This window comes from Zoogloea sp. (genome assembly GCF_023150065.1).
Classification (GTDB): domain Bacteria; phylum Pseudomonadota; class Gammaproteobacteria; order Burkholderiales; family Rhodocyclaceae; genus Zoogloea.
The window spans coordinates 1-708 of record NZ_JAKLLN010000115.1 but is presented as its reverse complement, the minus strand read 5'-3'; the positions used below and the strand labels follow the sequence as shown (position 1 = coordinate 708).

At 71.5% G+C, this 708-nt stretch carries 1 protein-coding gene; it reads left to right on the top strand.

Features of this window, described 5'->3' with window-relative positions; translation table 11 throughout:
* Positions 1 to 246: 246 nt before the first annotated feature.
* The coding region (locus tag L6Q67_RS23755) for a methylated-DNA--[protein]-cysteine S-methyltransferase (RefSeq protein WP_296576047.1) at positions 247 to 708 on the top strand (462 nt) is incomplete at its 3' end.

Below are 708 nucleotides of genomic sequence, written 5' to 3'. Positions count from 1 at the left end.
CAGCGTAGTCCGCTGGGTAGGGATCGGGCTGACCATCTCATTAACGCCCGGGATGGTCGTGGGTGCTGGCGTGGGCGACATGGCGGGCGGTCTCGATCGTTTTCATGATGAATCTCCTGCGTTCTTGTGGTCTTAATTCTGGCGGCGCGCAGTTTCGCCGTCCAATTGCCCGTCTTGCTGATCGCGATAGCCTCGGGCGATCGAAAAGGCTTAGATTCACGTTTCCCACACCGCCGGGAGAACCCCATGCCATCCTCCGAAATCCGCTACGCCGTCGGCCAGTGCAGCCTCGGCGCCCTCCTCGTCGCCCGCAGCCCGGCCGGGCTGTGCGCCATCAGCCTTGGCGACGACGCGGACGCCCTCGCCGCCGGCCTGCTCGCCACTCACCCCGAGGCCCGGCCCGACAGCGACGGCGCGGCCCTCGCCCAGGTTGCCGCCCTCATCGACACATCCGGCGGCTCCCTGGCCCTGCCGCTCGCCCCCCGGGGCACCCCCTTCCAGCAGCGGGTCTGGCAGGCCCTCGGCCAGATCGCTCCCGGCCACACCCTCAGCTACACCGAGCTCGCCCTGCGCATCGGCGCCCCCCGGGCCGTGCGGGCGGTGGCCGGCGCCTGCGCCGCCAACCCGCTGGCGGTCGTCATCCCCTGTCACCGGGTGCTCCGCCGCGACGGCGCGCTGGCCGGCTACCGCTGGGGCGAGGCCCGCAAG